Here is a 17,371-nt window from a genome sequence, read left to right on the forward strand (position 1 = left end):
ACAACTTCTTTATACTAATTTTAATTTCTTTAATTGTCTTATTAGCGAGGATAAATGGATTACAAGCACAATGTAAAAGTATACACAACATAGGATTTATTATTTTTATTGCGGGACTACTGGGGGTTATTTTCTGGGTTCTCATGTCTGCAGGTGATTCATTCTATATCTAATTGAATCCTTGTATAAGAAAACAAAAAAGCAGGGAAATTAATTCCCTGCTTTTCTATTTGGTTTATTGCCTGATTGTAAGAAGAACGATAACACCCAAGCGATACCTGCTAGTATCGTTGCGATTAAGAAGGCATCGTTAATACCGTTAATTGCAGATAGCTTTGAAATTTGTCCATATAATAGTTGTGTGCTCATCGCGTCTCCTGCTTGAGCTGATCCAGCTAAGGTCGCTAAGCTTTGACCCATGCCGTGTACTTTATCAACTAAAATTGGGTTTGATGTTGTTAACATGTTGCCGTAATCTGCTACGTGAGCAGTCGTTTGTTGCGTCATAAGTGTAATTAAAATAGCTGTTCCGATTGAACCCGCTACTTGTCTTGACGTATTTTGCGTTGCTGTACCGTGAGAAATTAATTTCATCGGCAGCGCGTTCATACCAGCTGTCATAATTGGCATCATAATGAATGACATACCAATTGAACGTATAATGTAATCCGTCATAATAACGCTATACGGCGTATCCATCGATAATTTTGTAAATTCATATGTCGCATACGTCGTAATTGCCAATCCAATTATCGCTAATGGACGAATGCCATATTTATCGAATAATTTACCCGCTACTGGTCCCATGATCCCCATAATTAATGATCCTGGAAGAAGTAGTAAACCAGATTCAATTGGCGTAAAGCCACGAATGTTTTGCAGATATACTGGAAGCAATAACATACCTCCGAATAATGCCATCGTAACAATTGCGTTAATTACTAAAGTAAAAGTAAATACTGGATATTTAAATACTTGTAAATCAAGCATTTTATTGTCCGTTGTTAACTCTCTCCAAATAAATAACGCTAAACCAATTACACCGATAACAAGTGAAATAATGACTTCTGCACTAGTCCAACTATTATTTCCAGCTTCACTAAATCCGTACAATAAGCTTCCTAGTCCAATACTTGAACTAACCACACCGAATATATCTAATTTCGTTTTAGACACTGGCTGAGCTAGTGTAAAGAATTTTAAAGATAGGAACGTAATAATTAAACCGATAATAAACATCGCATAGAACATTAAGTTCCAGCTATAGTTTTCAATCACCCAACCTGTTACAGTTGGTCCGATAGCTGGCGCTAAAATCATCGCTACACCTAGTAATCCCATCGCCGCTCCGCGTTTATGAGGCGGGAATAACGTCATGAAGATATTCATACCAACCGGCATTAAAATACCCGCACCAACTGCTTGAATTACGCGACCTGTCATCATCATTGTAAAGTTTCCTGAAGTAGCACAAATGATAGATCCTACCGTGAAGAATAACATTGCTGCTACGAATAATTTACGATACGTAAATCGTGAAACTAAAAAGGCACTAATCGGTACTAAAATACCATTTACAAGCATGAAGCCTGTAATTAACCATTGTGCTGTTGAAGTTGATACATTAAATTCATTCATTAACGGAGGTAATGCAACGTTAATGATTGTTTGGTTTAAAATAGAAACGAACATGCCGAGAATTAATACAGCTACAACTGCTTTTACGTTCACATTCTCTACAGGCATAGACATTTGTTTTTTCGGCACTTCTTTTTCTTGTTTTACTTCTTCTTGCTTTCCTGTTTCTAACTCAACTACATTAGAAATTTCCGATTCTTGCTTTCGTTCAATTTCTTTCTCTTCTGTTTCAACTTTACTTACTTCTATTTTACTTACGGCTGGGACTTGTTCTTCTCCCATTTTCGTTTTTTTCTTTCGTAAAAGACGATTTACAAGGAAGAAGACAATTATACAAAATAGTGCATATCCTGCAATTACAATTGAGGACATCTCATCTCCCCCTTACTTATGAATACGAACTGTCACATTCATGCCAGGAACAATATTTACTGATTTGCTATGATCTAAAGAAATTTTAACTGGTACTACTTGTGTTACTTTCGTATAGTTCGCTGTTGCGTTGCTTGATGGCAACATAGAGAATGTATTCGCTGTTGTTAAGCCAACTTGTTCTACTTTTCCTGTTAACGTTGTATCTGGGTATGCATCTACATACACATCTACATCTTGACCTTTTTGAACATCATCAACATCTGTTTCTTCAATGTTTGCTGTTACCCATAAATTGTTCATATCAAATGCATAAGCAATTGGGCTACCCGCTCCAACGAAAGCATTTGTTGTCGCGTTTGATTGTACAACTGTTGCATTTTGTGGAATTGTTACATCTACTGTTTGTTCTCCATTAGCTGCCGCTACAGTAACAGTACCTAATTTATCGTTCTCATTATAATTTTTTCCTACTTCAGCTTTCCAGTCAGTTAGTTTACCCGCTACTGGTGAAGCAACCGGAATTACCTTTCCATCAATCTTTGCATTGTCTGTTTTTAAGTAATTTTCCGTTTGATTGTAATAGTAATAACCGCCAATACCGCCGCCAACTAGTACAATTAATGTGATAATGTTGATAATTACCATTCTTCGAAACTGATTCATTGCATTCCTCTCCTTATATCGCATATAATTTTTTTCTAAACTATTTATGTCCTTATTGTTTAGATTGTTTAATTGTTAATTATATTAACCTTTTAACAAAAAAATCACACCATCTGCAGCGTAAATCGAAACTTCTCTACCTGCGAGCGGTGCTGATTTCTGAAGGACTATCGTTTATAATTATAAATAATTATTTTGAATCTACAACCGACAATTTACGTATGAAATGTCGTTTAAACAACAATATAATACCAATATGTTGTTTAAGTATAGAAAATTAAACGAGGGGAAATAAAAATGTCTATTAAAAATACAAATGATCCACGTGTAAAACGGACGAGACAACTCATACAGGATGCTTTTGTCGCTTTAGTAGGCGAAAAAGGTTTTGAAAATGTTACTGTTCAACATATCGCAGAACGCGCTCCTGTAAACCGAGCTACATTTTATAGCCATTACCATGATAAATATGACTTACTAGACAAAAGCATTGAAGAAATGTTAGAAAAGCTAACTGAAGTAATTAAACCGAGAAATAGAAATAAAGAAGATTTCCAACTAACATTTGATTCGCCACATCCAAGTTTTTTGGCCTTGTTCGAACATATTGCAGAAAACACTAACTTCTATAACGTCATGCTTGGTGATAAAGCTGCTGGAAACTATACGTATAAGATGATGAAAGCAATTCAAACGCATTTAACATTAAGCCTCTCTATTTCACAACCTAACGATGAAAAACTAATGGTTCCACGCGATATTCTCATTAGTTATGTTACTGGTGCCCACCTAGGAATGATTATGTCATGGCTAAAAAGAGGGATGATATATACCCCGCATTTTATGGCGATGCAATTAACTCGTTTAATTATTTTAGGGGCTCATACTGCTGCAGGATTAGAAAGGCCTTTTTAAAACATAAAAAAGCGAAGGAGAAGCTCCTTCGCTTTTTCTATTAATTAAATGTAATGTTATGTACAGCCTCTTTATCAAGACGTTTAATAACTTCTACAATTAACTTCACTGCATTTTCATAATCATCACGATGTAACATTGCCGCATGAGAATGGATATAGCGCGTTGCAATTGTAATTGCCATAGAAGGAATACCATTTACAGCAATGTGAATCGCACCCGCATCCGTTCCTCCGCCTGCTACTGAATCATATTGATACGGGATTTGTAATTCATCAGCAACATCAACTACGAAATCACGTAAACCTGTATGTCCAATAACAGAAGCATCATATAAAATGATTTGTGGTCCATCGCCCATTTTACTTTGTGCTTCTTTTGACGTTACACCCGGTGTATCTCCAGCGATACCAACATCTACTGCGAACGCGATATCTGGTTTAATATAATTCGCAGATGTTTTTGCGCCACGAAGACCAACTTCTTCTTGTACAGTTCCAACGCCATATACAACGTTTGGATGCTTTTCATCTTTTAATTGTTTTAATACGTCAATTGCAATTGCACAACCGATTCGGTTATCCCATGCTTTTGCAAGTAACATTTTTTCATTCTTCATCACTTGGAATTCAAAGTAAGGTACAACTTGATCTCCTGGTCGTACGCCCCACTCCATCGCTTCTTCTTGGCTAGAAGCACCGATATCGATGAACATGTCTTTAATTTCAACTGGCTTTTTACGAGCTTCTGGAGGTAAAATGTGCGGTGGTTTTGAACCAATTACACCTGTTATATCTCCTTTACGCGTTACAATCGTCACGCGTTGCGCAAGCATAACTTGTGACCACCAGCCACCAACCGTTTGGAAGCGAAGGAAACCTTTGTCATCGATTTGTGTAATCATAAATCCAACTTCATCTAAATGACCTGCAACCATAATTTTCGGGCCGTTTTCTTCCCCTACTTTTTTCGCAACTAAACTCCCTAAATTATCAGTAGAAAGTTCGTCCGCAAACGGCTCAATATATTTCTTCATTACTTCACGTGGTTCACGCTCATTACCAGCAATACCACGTGCATCTGTTAATTCTTTTAGCATTGTCAATGTCGCGTCTAATTTTGTCATTGCCAACACCCTCCTTTTTCTTCAGTCAATTCATTATACAATAATTAAATTGAAATATTCAAAAATTAAATTAGTATCCTTGTGTTTGACGCTGATGATTTACTTCATTTTTATCTAAATATGCTTTTTCAATCTCTTCTTGTTCAAATTCAAGTGCTTGTCCAAGTCGAAGATAGCTCGTAAATAATTCAATATAGTTTGTAATAGATGGTTGATCTGTAAAACGAATTACTTTCGCATATGTGTCTAAGAAAATTTCCACTTGTGTTTTATTCGTCTGTGCACATTTATAGAATAGGAAGTTTTTATCAATACCTAAATCAATTCCGATTGATAAAATAAAATGCAAACCATCTACGTATTCTTCTAATATTACTTCACGTTCTGATGCTGGTTTGTTGCTCCAATATTTAAAACAACGTGTTTCATTTGCAAGTTCTCCAATTTCTACAAGAAGAGCTAACATTTTTTCTTTTAACAATTTTTTCGGTTGTAAGTCATGTTCTTTTGCAATACGGTCATCTAATTCTTTTTGTAATTTAAATAGTTGTAGTAAGTCCATTCTATTGTCCTCCTCCAACATCGCATTTTACGCAACAATGTTGTTTCATCTCAAAGTTCATTATTATGTTTCAGTTCTTATGAATAAGTCAGCTATCTAACTCTTTATAAAATAGCTTGTCCTTAATTTACAAATACGTTTCAGTCATCGCTCTTAAATTGTTCATCTGATGAAAGTTCCATATCATCTTTCCATTATAGCAGTGTCGTTTCAGCTAGGAAAGATACTCTTCTTTCCAAACGAGCAGAATTGAAAAAAGCCAGGAGTATTCTCCTGACTTCATATGTATATTCTTCTATACTGCTATAACTTTTATATTGATTTTGTCATATTGATAACAACATAGCCGTTAATCTTTAGAATTTCTTTCACTTCTAACTTCTATTTGAATACAAATAAAAAAACCTTAGAAGAAAATTCTTCTAAGGTTTCAACTAATTAATTAGTTAATGTTGTTTTTTGCAACTGTTGCTAATTCAGCGAAAGCTTTTTCGTCATGAACAGCTAAGTCAGCAAGCATCTTGCGGTTAACTTCGATGCCAGCATTTTTAAGACCGTGCATTAAGCGGCTGTAAGAAAGACCATTCATACGAGCTGCTGCGTTGATACGTGTAATCCATAATTTACGGAAGTCACGTTTCTTTTGACGGCGGTCACGGAATGCATACATTAGAGATTTCATAACCTGTTGGTTAGCAACCTTGAATAATGTATTTTTTGAACCGTAGTAACCTTTTGCTAATTTAATTACTTTTTTACGACGTTGACGAGTAACTGTACCACCTTTTACTCTTGGCATAATATTACCTCCTAATTGTTCTATATATCAGCCGAACTTATTTTAAGTTGTCAAGCATTTGACGAATGCGTTTGAAGTCACCAGCGCTTACTACACCAGCTTTACGTAGTTTACGTTTAGCTTTTGTAGATTTGTTAGCGAATAAATGGCTTGTGTAAGCGTGAGAACGTTTCAGTTTACCTGATCCAGTCTTTTTGAAACGCTTTGCAGCGCCGCGATGAGTTTTTTGTTTAGGCATAGGTATTTCCTCCTCTATCTATTACTTATCGTTTTTCGGTGCTAAAACTAAGAACATACTGCGTCCTTCCATTTTAGGCTTAGATTCAACTGTGCTAACTTCAGCACAAGCTTCTGAGAAGCGATCTAAAACACGTTGACCGATTTCTTTATGAGTAATGGCACGTCCTTTAAAGCGAATTGATGCTTTAACCTTGTCGCCTTTCTCTAAAAACTTGATAGCATTACGAAGTTTTGTGTTAAAGTCGTGTTCATCAATTGTTGGACTTAAACGAACTTCTTTCATGCTAATTACTTTTTGATTTTTGCGCTGCTCTTTTTCTTTCTTCTGTTGCTCAAAGCGGAATTTACCGTAGTCCATAATGCGGCATACTGGCGGTTTCGCATTTGGAGCAACTAATACTAAATCAAGATTAAGATTTGCAGCTAAGTCTAAAGCGTCATTACGAGACTTGATTCCAAGTTGATCGCCATTTGCGCCAACTAAACGTACTTCACGTGCACGAATTTGCTCGTTAATCATCATATCCTTGCTAATAGTAAGCCACCTCCAAGGTTTTCTCAGAACATATTTTGTAGTCATAGAACCCGAACAAAAAAAGTGCGGGCATACGACACCCACACTTGTAAAATCTTAAGTAAGAAATACATTTACCTGTTAACTGCGAATGCGTCCATCAGGTGAGAAGCGGGTGCTTCTACTTGTTCCACAAAACAATATTCTATTATCCTTGATGAGTTTATCATAGGACATGACGTCTGTCAAGAAGACGCGATGTGTTTTACTAACAACAAGAAATATTGTAACAAACAACTAACATACTTGCAATACTTTTTTATGATAAGTGTTACATGGTTATTTTTTCTAATTTCCCTCAAGTATATTACATAAAAAAGCCGTGGTATACCGCGGCTTTTTCTTATCGTTTTCCTTCTACTTTAATCATGTCAACAAAAGCATCTAATGCGATTGTTTCTGATTTTTGTTCACCATATTTACGTACGTTTACGCCGTTTTCAGTTACTTCATTGTCACCTACTACAAGCATGTACGGAATTTTTTGCATTTGTGCTTCACGGATTTTGTAACCGATCTTCTCTTCACGAGTGTCTAATTCAACACGGATACCAGCACGACGCAATTCGTCTTGTACTTTCTTCGCATAGTCTAAATGTACTTGCGGAGAAACTGGAATTACTTGTACTTGAACTGGAGCTAACCATGTTGGGAATGCACCTTTGTATTCTTCAATTAAGAAGGCTACAAAACGTTCCATAGTTGATACAACACCACGGTGAATTACAACTGGACGATGTTGTTTACCGTCTTCACCAACGTATGATAATTCAAAGCGTTCTGGAAGCAAGAAGTCTAATTGTACAGTTGAAAGTGTTTCGTCTTTTCCAAGAGCAGTACGAACTTGAACGTCAAGTTTTGGACCGTAGAATGCCGCTTCACCTTCAGCTTCATAGTAATCAAGACCCATTTCATCCATAGCTTCTTTTAACATACCTTGTGCTTTTTCCCACATCTCATCATCCGCATAATACTTTTTAGTATCTGCTGGGTCGCGGTAAGATAGACGGAATGAGTAGTTCTCTAAACCGAAATCTTTGTACACTTCTAGAGTTAAGTTTACAACACGTTTTAACTCTTCTTTAATTTGATCTGGACGAACGAAAATATGCGCATCGTTTAAAGTCATTCCGCGTACACGTTGTAATCCAGATAACGCACCTGACATTTCATAACGGTGCATTGTTCCAAGTTCCGCAATACGGATTGGTAATTCACGGTAGCTGTGAATATCATTTTTATAAACCATCATATGATGAGGACAGTTCATTGGACGAAGAACTAATTCTTCGTTATCCATTTCCATTGATGGGAACATGCCATCACGGTAGTGGTTCCAGTGACCAGAAGTTTCATAAAGCTCTCTGCTTCCTAGTACTGGAGTATATACGTGATCATAGCCTAAGCTTGCTTCTTTATCAACGATATAACGCTCGATAATACGACGAATTGTTGCACCCTTTGGTAACCAAAGTGGTAAACCTTGTCCTACTTTTTGGCTATTAGTAAATAGTTTTAATTCTTTACCTAATTTACGGTGATCGCGCTCTTTCGCTTCTTCAAGCATACGTAAGTGCTCATCTAATTCCGCTTTTTTAACGAATGCAGTACCGTAAATACGTTGTAGCATTTTATTATTGCTATCGCCGCGCCAGTAAGCACCTGCAACGCTTAATAATTTAAACACTTTAATTTTCCCTGTAGATGGAAGGTGAACACCACGACAAAGGTCGAAGAATTCGCCTTGCTCATAGATTGAAATAACTGCATCTTCTGGAAGATCGTTAATTAAATCTAATTTTAACTCATCGCCGATTTCTTCAAAGCGACGAATTGCTTCTGCACGTGGTACTTCATGACGAACGATTTCTAAGTTCTCGTTCACGATTTTTTGCATTTCTTTTTCGATTTTCTTGAAGTCTTCAACTGTAATTGCTTCTTCCATATCAATATCGTAGTAGAAGCCATTTTCAATTACTGGACCAATGCCGAGCTCAACCTTAACATCTTTATATAAACGTTTTAACGCTTGTGCTAAAAGGTGGGCTGTTGAATGGCGTAAAATATATAGGCCATCTTCAGAATCTAATGTAATGATAGAAACTGCACCATCTTCTTCGATTGGTGTAACAAGATCGATCATCTCATCGTTTAATTTTCCAGCTACAGCTTTTTTCTTTAAGCCTGGGCTAATAGAAGCTGCGATTTCTTCAGTTGTTACGCCTTTTGGAAACTCCTTCACAGCTCCATCAGGGAAAGTAATTTTAACTACATCTGCCATCACTGGTCACTCCTCTTTTTCTCAAAATAAAAAACACTCATCCCGTAAAAAGGGACGAGTGTTGAATTCGTGGTTCCACCCTTGTTCCAATTAACATAATTGTTAATTGCTCAAGTTCAACATAACGGTGTTGTCCGTTAGCAATTACTAGAAAAACCGTTCACTGCTAAAGTTTAGAGGTGGTAAGTAATAATCCCGTACTAGGAAGCTCACACCCTAAGGCTTCCCTCTCTGAAAATCGTAGAAAACTACTCATGTCCTCATCATGACATTTCAATATATTTCATTTATGTAGGTAATTATATGCTCAAAAACTTAGAAAATCAAGGGCGTTACCTTTATTTTTTAAATTTTTCACATTGCGCTCAAAATCATGTAATCCATGTAATTGGACCCGTTCTTGGAACACATTTCGCAAAGTAATTATCATATTATGGTCTTGTTCTTTCGTATATAAATAAATCTTTTTGGGCGAAATAGAAAGAAGCGGCGCAATTACTTTCGTATCAATATATACATCATTTTGCTTTAATAATTCCTCATCTATATATTGGACCAACTTCTCCTGTTTTAAACGTCTACCTTTATCATCATAAAAGATAAAGCTTTCATCAAAAATAAGATGCACGCAAGACAAACGTGATTTACGGCTACTTACTTGTTGCCGAAGCGTCTCAATGAACATTTGGTATTCTTGCTCCATCTTATATTCATCAATTGCCACTTCCGCAAGTTTAGCCACCATTTCCCTATATGTACGAAGACGAAAACGGATATATGATGAAAACGAGAATGAGAGCGGATCACAAAGCCAATTATTTAAAGAAGACTTAATATATGACTCAAATGCGTTACGCGTTAAATCCTGAGCTACACCTTTTCTTCTTCCCTTTAAAATCTCATGTGCCATATGCAATATTTGATGACACTCTTCTTGTTCTTCATAAAAAAACTTTTCTTTTAAAATCGTATAAATCCACTCATTTTGTTTCACATTCACAATGAAATACACCATTACTGGCAATAAGATCTTTTCAATATAATTCGATTCACGTACTGGTATGTGAATCACCACTTTTTGTTCCTGTAAATACACACTCGTTTCCTTATATAATACTTCCGCTCTTTTCAGCAATTGTCTATATACGTACATAGCATCATTTTTTTCTTCGAAGCAAATTTCAATCACTTTTGTCCCCCCTTTTATCCCCGCTCTAAAGGACTGTATCTATACGTTACAAATCCTATAAGAGTCCGTTCCGCGTGAAGTTCACTCTTAGTAGAATTACATTTCCTATCGTTAGAAAATCCACTCAATATGGCTTGCTAATTTTATATATATTAAGGGAGGGAGAAAAAAATGATACAAGCTACTATGAATTTTTATTGTATACTTTACTTATCAATAAAAAGGAGTATCCGAATGTTTGAATATAAATTCGTAAAAATCGAATTACATTGGGGGTTCACTCGCTCAAAACCAGCTGAAGACTACCAAGAAATTATTCAAGAACATGCTAGAAATGGCTGGAGGTTCGTACAGATTGTTGCCCCTACGATTGGCAGTTCTGGACAACCTGAATATTTCGACCTCATATTTGAAAAGAAAATATCACTATAATACAAAAGAGCAAGCTTCTCAGCTTGCTCTTTTACTTATGACGACGGTTTTTCCCACCAATCGGAATTGGTTTCGCTAAATATTTAATTCGTTCCATAATACGTGCTGCTTTCATTTCTTCAGCCTCACCACGCTGCGTATACGTTAAATGGTGTTCCAGTTGTTTAAAATCAAAATTAGACGTAAAGAACGTCGGTAAGTTTTCTAACATACGGAATTGCAAGATTGCACCGAGTACATCGTCACGGACAAAGCTTGACATCGCTTCTGCCCCGATATCGTCTAACATTAAAACTTGTACGCGTTTAACCGCATCAATCTTTTCACCAATCGAATTATCTTGAATTGAACTTTTAATTTCACGTAAAAATTCCGGGAAGTATACGAGCATCGAACTTATTTTCTTTCGAGCAAGCTCGTTCGCTATTGCTCCTAACAAATACGTTTTTCCTACACCAAATTTACCGTACAAATATAAACCTTGTGCTTTTTTACCTGGTTCATATGTACTTAAAAATTCATTCGCTGCACCAATCGCATCGATACGTGCATTTAAATCCGAAGGATCTAAGTTTTCCATAGTTGCCTGTAAAATATCCGTTGGCATATATACACTTTGAACAAGTTTTTCATATTTCTTTCTCTCGTCATGCGCTACTTTTCTAACGCAGCGATCGTATTGAATATCAATCATCTTCCCTTGAATAACAAGCTTTGGCTCGTACCCTTGTAGCATATTTTTACATGAGCCTAAATCCGGACAATCCACGCAACCTACACTTTGTCCAATATATTCATATAACTTCACAAGACTGCGCTCAATCATAGAAGTCGTTACTTCACCCTTATGTTCATCTATAAATTCTTTCACACGCGGATGCGCCATTACTTCTGCCTTTAATACTTCATATCTATTTTTAAAGTTTTCATTTTCCATTAATTTTGCAAATGAATTTTGAATATGCTCCATTTTCTCACCTCAAAGAGCGTTCATTCTCTTCTATTAATCACGCTTATATTTTTTTAACACTTCTTCTAGTCGTTTTCGTTCATCTTCTAGCGTACTTGCATCTTTTTCTACACTTACATCTTTCTTCACTGTTTCTTTCTCTTGTTCTTTCGGCTCTTCTTCCTTAAGCCAATCTGGCACCATTTCTTTCCGCACCGTTTTCTTCGCCGTACGGCCTTTTTTCTTCGTCTCAGCCCACTCTTGATATTGACGGTTCTCTTCTTTCGCTAACGCCATCGCGTCCGCTACTGTACCGACCTTTTTACGTGCCCAATGCCCAGCAATCTTCTCGACATACGTTTTCGCAAGTTTCATATCTGAGCGTAGCATAACGTAATAAATAAGTACATTCACAACTCCTGGTGTCAATTTTTGATTAATCATGACATCTTCAACGATCTGCAAGTCCGCTTTCGTTGCCTCTGCACCACCAGAAATCTCTTTCAATAGTTGTTTTGGTGAGATTTCCTCTAGCTGCTTTATTAGCATCTCCTCTTGCGATGAAGGCTCTTTCTCTTTCATCGTACGTGCAGCATGAGGCTGTACTCTTTCACTTAATACCGGTAATGCTTGACCATTTTCAAATTGATACCAATCGCGCGCTCCTTTTCTAAGCCTTTCCATATCAATTGTTTGCATCTCTGTCACTGCACCAAGAACGATATTTTGCATCGATAACACATCTACACCATACACGTAAGCAAGTGTTATAACGCAGTCTCTCACTTGATCTGTAATCGCCTTTTTAGGAACAAGAGCGGACAATCCATCTACAAATAAAGAGAAATCAAAGAAATCATTCCAAACTTTCGGAGCGTCTCCCTTCTCGTTACTTGGCATAGTTGTCGTTTTGGGAATACGAAGGTCTTCTTGCGCATGCTCAAGCTGTCCTGGATTAAACGAACCAAACACATCATTGAAAGAACGCGTAACATTTTCATAAGAAGCAAAATCAAATTCTTCTTCTAAGAAATATTGCTTTACTTGATTATATTTTGTCCTGCTCAATCGATTGTATAAAAAGATACTTAAAACAATATCATCAAAAAACTGCTTCGGAGATAAAGGTGGTTGCAACTCATATATGAACATTCGAATATCTTTTTCTTTCTTAATATATACCTTCAAAAGCCCAATTGCCTCTAACTTTACTCGTTCCTCATATACTTCAGGAAGTTGCATTTGCATAGTCACCATAAGGGAATGATGCGTATTCTCTTTTCCAAATACACGATCTTGCTCTAGCTCTCCCCATAGTGTCATGTATAAGCTAAAAGCTCTACTACCTATTAACGGCTGATATAACATCGTTAACACTTTTCGGTCGTAATTGTGCAGTAGTCCTTTCGCACTTACTTTATAACGATCAATCGGCAATAGCTCCATCCATGACTGTTTTTCCATTCTTGCTTTTCCTTTCTCTCATCCAATCTATCCTCTACTTCATTCGTTCTATCTTCATTATATAAATTCTTAGTGAAAAAGAGCTATTAGCTTGCGCTTCTAGCTCTCTTATCCTATTACTTACGGTATGTAAAGAGAATAAAATACAACTTCTACTCTCTTTCTTTTTGCAGTATATCTTTTAATTCTTCAATAAATACATTTAAATCTTTAAATTGACGATATACAGAAGCAAAACGTACGTAAGCAACATCATCAATATCGCGAAGTTCTTCCATAACAATTTCACCAATCATATCACTTTTCACTTCTGATATACCTAAATTACGCAGTTCACGTTCCACGCTTTGTGTTACTTCTTCTAATTGTCTTAAAGATACTGGTCTTTTTTCACACGCTTTAATTAAACCGCGTAAAATCTTTTCTTTATTAAACTCTTCTCGTGTGCCTTCTTTTTTTACAACGATAAGAGGTGACTCTTCTACCCTTTCAAAGGTCGTAAAGCGACTTAAGCAGCTTTCACACTCTCTCCTTCTTCGAATAGAGCGCCCCTCGTCTACCGGACGCGAATCTAACACTCTTGTACCATTATGAGAACAGGATGGACAACGCAATTCATTCACTCCTTTACACTATACTCTTTATTTTTCTCTACTCACTTCACCTAAAATATATATACAATATTATATAACTCATTCTAACTCTCTTACCACTTTAAGTTCCAGCGCATCACTTTATCATCTCATCCTTAAAAATAAGATGGTATATAGGGCACTACCTCATTTGCAAGAGTCCAATTTATTCAACTAACGAGTACGTTATATTTTCCCTTTTTTATAAACTAAAAAAGAGGTGCATTATACACCTCTTTACATTTTAAATCAATTATGTTCTTTTTTAAAGAGCTTTTGTTTCTCTCTGCTTAATTTCGAAGCTACCAGTGCCTCGAGGAAGCTCGATGCTCTCACGCGTTTTCGCGTTTAAACCTTCTGCAATATATTCTGCAGCAACATTTGGATCAATACGATCCCCACAAGTATAAACATCAATACTTGCGTAACCGTGCTCCGGAAAGCTATGAATTGTTAAATGTGATTCTGAGATAATTACTACTCCACTTACACCTTGTGGTGCAAATTTATGGAAAGCAACCTCACGCACTTCAGCACCAGCTCTTAGTGCTGCATCCACAAATAATTGTTCAATATACGGCATGTCATTAAGCTTGTCGAAATCGCAATCCCAAAGTTCAGCGATCACGTGACGACCCATCGTATCCATAGTATCCATTCTACAGTTCCCCCTTGTAAATTTATTCTAACTGTTCGAATTGAAAACTAATTTGCAATTTGGCTTGCTCCACTACCACGGGGGAAAGTTAGTCCAGAGAGGTCCTAACCCTTTAAGTAGTGACTACGTACCTCAGCTCTTAAGTTTACGAGTGTTAGTATACTTTGTTTATTTTCATTTTGCAACAACAGTTTTTTCGATTTTCTGTCATATTTTCCTCTTTACTTTTCCCTAAAAAAAATAAACGATTCACAAATGCAGTAATCACAACGTTTCGTGGTATGTCCACTTTTTAAAATATACTTATATAATTTTTTTCCTTTTCAGAAAAAATTAAAAAAAGAGGGCAAATATTGCCTTGCCCTCTCCTCCCTTATTCACTTAAATGTGTTGCACATTTTCTTGTTTCGCTAACTCTTGAACAACTAATGTTACAAGATCTACAACACGACGAGAGTAGCCCCACTCGTTATCATACCAAGCAAGTACTTTCACTTTACGATCACCCATTACCATTGTAGATAAACCATCGATAATAGCTGAGTGTGTATTTGTATTAAAGTCGATAGATACTAAAGGCTCTTCGCTGAATTCTACAATACCTTTTAACGCACCGTTTGCAACAGTTTTGAATGCATCGTTAATAGCTTCAACTGTCACATCGCGTTTTACATCTACTACTAAATCAACAAGAGACACGTTTGGTGTTGGTACACGAAGTGCCATACCATGAAGTTTTCCGTTTAAATGTGGAAGAACTTTTGCTAGCGCTTTCGCAGCACCTGTCGTTGTCGGAATGATTGATTGTCCGCAAGCACGTGCTCTTCTTAAATCTTTATGTGGGTTATCAATATTTTTTTGGTCATTTGTATAAGCGTGAACTGTCGTCATTAAACCGTTTTCAATTCCAAACTGCTCATCTAACACCTTCACAACAGGCGCTAAACAATTTGTTGTACAAGATGCATTTGAAATAACAGTATGTTTTGTAATATCTAATTGGTCTTCGTTCACACCAACTACAATTGTTACATCTTCATTTTTACCAGGCGCTGTTAAAATAACTTTTTTCGCTCCAGCTTCAACGTGAAGAATTGCTTTTTCTTTCGAATTAAATTTACCAGTTGCTTCAATTACAACTTCAACACCTAAATCTGTCCAAGGCAATTCCTTTGGATCGCGGTTGTTTAAAAGGCGAATCATTTTTCCATCAACTAATAAGTGATCTTCAAATGCTTCTACTGTTCCGTCAAACTTGCCATGAACTGTATCATATTTAATTAAGTGTGCTAACGTTTCAGATGGATAGCTTGCATTGATTGCTACAATTTCGAATGCGCTTTCTTTTATTGCTTGACGAAATACCATTCTCCCAATACGTCCAAATCCATTAATTGCCACACGAGTCATAATATGTTATCCCCCTTGAATGCGTTATACTATTTATCTCCAATCCCAATAATAGTATAACACAAAAAGGGGATATGTCACTAAGCATTTTCATTAATTTCACAATTTTTTAGTCAATAATGTTCCACTTTTTTAAAATTACCTGCAATTGTGTTTTCGTTCCCATAATTGTGCCATCATTATTTATCACTTCATCTGCATTTTTCATTTTTTCTTCTAACGGCATTTGAGATTGAATACGAGCTGTTGCTTCCTCTTCTGAAAAGTTATTTCGTTTCATTAAACGTTCTAATTGCGTATGCGGCTTAACCGCTACAACTAAAATGCGGTCAACGAGACTTGTTAATTTGCTTTCAAATAAGAGAGGAATATCTAACACAACCGCTTGCATACCTTCTTTTATGTACATTTCCTTTTGCCTATTCATTTCCTCACGCACTGCAGGATGAACAATTTTATTTAACTGCAATCGTTTTTCTTCATTATAGAAAACGACACTTCCTAGTTTTGCACGATCTAGTTCTCCATCCTCTTGTAACACTTCCGTTCCAAATACTTCTACTATTTTGTTATATGCTGGTTTTCCTCGCTCTACAACTTCTCTTGCGATAATATCTGCATCAATAACTGGTATGCTCAGTTCACGAAACATTTGAGACACTGTACTTTTTCCGCTTGCAATGCCTCCCGTTAATCCAATTACTACTGTCATAATAATCCTCCTCATAATAAAAGGCGCGAAACTAATGTTCCACGCCCATACTTACATTTTCCAAATTCCAATAATGATGAGTAATACTCCAGGCAGGAATGTAAATTTTTGTAACCATTTCATATTTGATAAAACCGTTCCAAGTTTCATTCCAATAAATAAAAACAAAGAACTCATAACTGCAACTAATATCGCCATCATAGCGGGTGCATACCCTAATAAAGATGCACCAATTCCGGCACCAAATGAATCTACAGAAAGAGCTATACCAAGAAGTAATGCTTCTCCTGCAGAAATGGTGCCTGATTTATCAAAATCTGCTACAGTCGGTTTCCGTAAAATTTGAATCACTAGCCCTAGCGAGGCAATCTCTAATTTCCAGACCTTCTCCTCTTGCTTCGGTTCTTCTTTTTTCTCACTTCGAAAAAATTGATATAATACCCAAATCCCTATTCCAATAAGAACAAGCCCACCGATACGCGTTGCGATAACAGGTGAAAATACTTTCGCGATCATATGTCCAATTCCCATTGAAACAAGCATAACAGCCGCTGAACACATTCCGATAATTATAATTGATCTTAGTGGAATTCTTACGCTTCTTAAACCATATGTTAGCCCTACACTACAGCTATCTAAGCTTAATGTAAAAGCTAATAAAATAAGAGATAAATAAAGGTACATCGGTAAGCTCCTCCCTTATACATAGCTCTGCTGTATGTATATGACAAATGCCTATCCGATGTTATCTC

At 36.5% G+C, this 17,371-nt stretch carries 18 protein-coding genes, 1 pseudogene and 2 other annotated features; of the genes and pseudogenes, 3 read left to right on the forward strand and 16 right to left on the reverse strand.

Going from position 1 to position 17,371, the window contains the following annotated elements:
- Window positions 1-17: 17 nt before the first annotated feature.
- Window positions 18-173, forward strand: a pseudogene (locus ACTFSL_RS06530) (DNA-binding protein); the annotation flags it as partial.
- 37 nt (window positions 174-210) lie between these two features.
- Here the strand turns inward: ACTFSL_RS06530 and ACTFSL_RS06535 are convergent.
- Together ACTFSL_RS06535 and ACTFSL_RS06540 are read right to left on the reverse strand one after the other, a co-directional pair.
- Window positions 211-2,010 carry a DHA2 family efflux MFS transporter permease subunit gene (locus tag ACTFSL_RS06535; protein WP_440041399.1) on the reverse strand — a complete coding sequence of 600 codons (1,800 nt, stop codon included), beginning with the start codon at window positions 2,008-2,010 and terminating at the stop codon, window positions 211-213.
- 12 nt (window positions 2,011-2,022) lie between these two features.
- Complete coding sequence (locus ACTFSL_RS06540) at window positions 2,023-2,676, reverse strand: HlyD family secretion protein (protein WP_001071419.1); 654 nt, start codon at window positions 2,674-2,676, stop codon at window positions 2,023-2,025.
- 297 nt (window positions 2,677-2,973) lie between these two features.
- Between ACTFSL_RS06540 and ACTFSL_RS06545 the strand changes: the two genes are divergently transcribed.
- Window positions 2,974-3,591 (forward strand): TetR/AcrR family transcriptional regulator, encoded by a 618-nt coding sequence (locus ACTFSL_RS06545; RefSeq protein WP_000023672.1) that lies wholly within the window; start codon window positions 2,974-2,976, stop codon window positions 3,589-3,591.
- A 40-nt stretch (window positions 3,592-3,631) separates the two neighbouring features.
- Here ACTFSL_RS06545 and ACTFSL_RS06550 read toward each other — a convergent pair whose 3' ends face one another.
- The 7 genes from ACTFSL_RS06550 to ytxC all read right to left on the reverse strand — a co-directional run bounded on the left by ACTFSL_RS06550 (window position 3,632) and on the right by ytxC (window position 10,362).
- A complete protein-coding gene (locus ACTFSL_RS06550) occupies window positions 3,632-4,717 on the reverse strand; it encodes a M42 family metallopeptidase (protein WP_153581603.1) in 1,086 nt (361 codons plus the stop codon).
- Window positions 4,718-4,787: 70 nt separating this feature from the next.
- Complete coding sequence (locus ACTFSL_RS06555; protein WP_000365050.1) at window positions 4,788-5,279, reverse strand: dUTP diphosphatase; 492 nt, start codon at window positions 5,277-5,279, stop codon at window positions 4,788-4,790.
- Window positions 5,280-5,721: 442 nt separating this feature from the next.
- Window positions 5,722-6,078 carry a 50S ribosomal protein L20 gene (rplT, locus tag ACTFSL_RS06560; protein WP_001138362.1) on the reverse strand — a complete coding sequence of 119 codons (357 nt, stop codon included), beginning with the start codon at window positions 6,076-6,078 and terminating at the stop codon, window positions 5,722-5,724.
- Between the two features lie 37 nt (window positions 6,079-6,115).
- Window positions 6,116-6,316, reverse strand: coding sequence for a 50S ribosomal protein L35 (gene rpmI / locus ACTFSL_RS06565; protein ID WP_001125945.1), 201 nt, complete (start codon window positions 6,314-6,316; stop codon window positions 6,116-6,118).
- A 21-nt stretch (window positions 6,317-6,337) separates the two neighbouring features.
- Window positions 6,338-6,841 carry a translation initiation factor IF-3 gene (infC, locus tag ACTFSL_RS06570; protein WP_000973215.1) on the reverse strand — a complete coding sequence of 168 codons (504 nt, stop codon included), beginning with the start codon at window positions 6,839-6,841 and terminating at the stop codon, window positions 6,338-6,340.
- Between the two features lie 63 nt (window positions 6,842-6,904).
- Window positions 6,905-7,025, reverse strand: a sequence feature (ribosomal protein L20 leader region).
- Between the two features lie 210 nt (window positions 7,026-7,235).
- Complete coding sequence (gene thrS, locus ACTFSL_RS06575) at window positions 7,236-9,173, reverse strand: threonine--tRNA ligase (protein ID WP_000786083.1); 1,938 nt, start codon at window positions 9,171-9,173, stop codon at window positions 7,236-7,238.
- Between the two features lie 47 nt (window positions 9,174-9,220).
- Window positions 9,221-9,449 (reverse strand) — a binding site (T-box leader).
- Window positions 9,450-9,480: 31 nt separating this feature from the next.
- Window positions 9,481-10,362, reverse strand: a complete 882-nt coding sequence (ytxC, locus tag ACTFSL_RS06580) for a putative sporulation protein YtxC (protein ID WP_103622276.1) — start codon at window positions 10,360-10,362, stop codon at window positions 9,481-9,483.
- A 234-nt stretch (window positions 10,363-10,596) separates the two neighbouring features.
- Here ytxC and ACTFSL_RS06585 point away from each other — a divergent pair, with 234 nt between their 5' ends.
- Window positions 10,597-10,794, forward strand: coding sequence for a DUF4177 domain-containing protein (locus tag ACTFSL_RS06585; RefSeq protein WP_017674348.1), 198 nt, complete (start codon window positions 10,597-10,599; stop codon window positions 10,792-10,794).
- A 31-nt stretch (window positions 10,795-10,825) separates the two neighbouring features.
- Here ACTFSL_RS06585 and dnaI read toward each other — a convergent pair whose 3' ends face one another.
- The 7 genes from dnaI to ytaF all read right to left on the reverse strand — a co-directional run bounded on the left by dnaI (window position 10,826) and on the right by ytaF (window position 17,303).
- Window positions 10,826-11,764, reverse strand: a complete 939-nt coding sequence (gene dnaI, locus ACTFSL_RS06590; RefSeq protein WP_000400104.1) for a primosomal protein DnaI — start codon at window positions 11,762-11,764, stop codon at window positions 10,826-10,828.
- A 33-nt stretch (window positions 11,765-11,797) separates the two neighbouring features.
- Window positions 11,798-13,207 carry a replication initiation and membrane attachment family protein gene (locus tag ACTFSL_RS06595; RefSeq protein ID WP_000415049.1) on the reverse strand — a complete coding sequence of 470 codons (1,410 nt, stop codon included), beginning with the start codon at window positions 13,205-13,207 and terminating at the stop codon, window positions 11,798-11,800.
- 152 nt (window positions 13,208-13,359) lie between these two features.
- Window positions 13,360-13,821: a transcriptional regulator NrdR gene (nrdR, locus tag ACTFSL_RS06600; RefSeq protein ID WP_001203687.1), complete on the reverse strand. Its 462-nt coding sequence runs from the start codon at window positions 13,819-13,821 to the stop codon at window positions 13,360-13,362.
- Window positions 13,822-14,104: 283 nt separating this feature from the next.
- Window positions 14,105-14,488: an adenosylmethionine decarboxylase gene (gene speD / locus ACTFSL_RS06605; RefSeq protein WP_002003660.1), complete on the reverse strand. Its 384-nt coding sequence runs from the start codon at window positions 14,486-14,488 to the stop codon at window positions 14,105-14,107.
- Window positions 14,489-14,878: 390 nt separating this feature from the next.
- Window positions 14,879-15,907: a glyceraldehyde-3-phosphate dehydrogenase gene (locus tag ACTFSL_RS06610; protein ID WP_000198975.1), complete on the reverse strand. Its 1,029-nt coding sequence runs from the start codon at window positions 15,905-15,907 to the stop codon at window positions 14,879-14,881.
- A 109-nt stretch (window positions 15,908-16,016) separates the two neighbouring features.
- Complete coding sequence (gene coaE / locus ACTFSL_RS06615) at window positions 16,017-16,619, reverse strand: dephospho-CoA kinase (RefSeq protein ID WP_440041402.1); 603 nt, start codon at window positions 16,617-16,619, stop codon at window positions 16,017-16,019.
- Between the two features lie 51 nt (window positions 16,620-16,670).
- Entirely contained in the window at window positions 16,671-17,303 is a 633-nt protein-coding gene (gene ytaF, locus ACTFSL_RS06620) for a sporulation membrane protein YtaF (RefSeq protein WP_000281744.1), read from the reverse strand.
- Window positions 17,304-17,371: the final 68 nt, after the last annotated feature.

Source organism: Bacillus cereus group sp. MYBK108-1 (genome assembly GCF_051917185.1).
Classification (GTDB): Bacteria; Bacillota; Bacilli; order Bacillales; family Bacillaceae_G; genus Bacillus_A; species Bacillus_A cereus.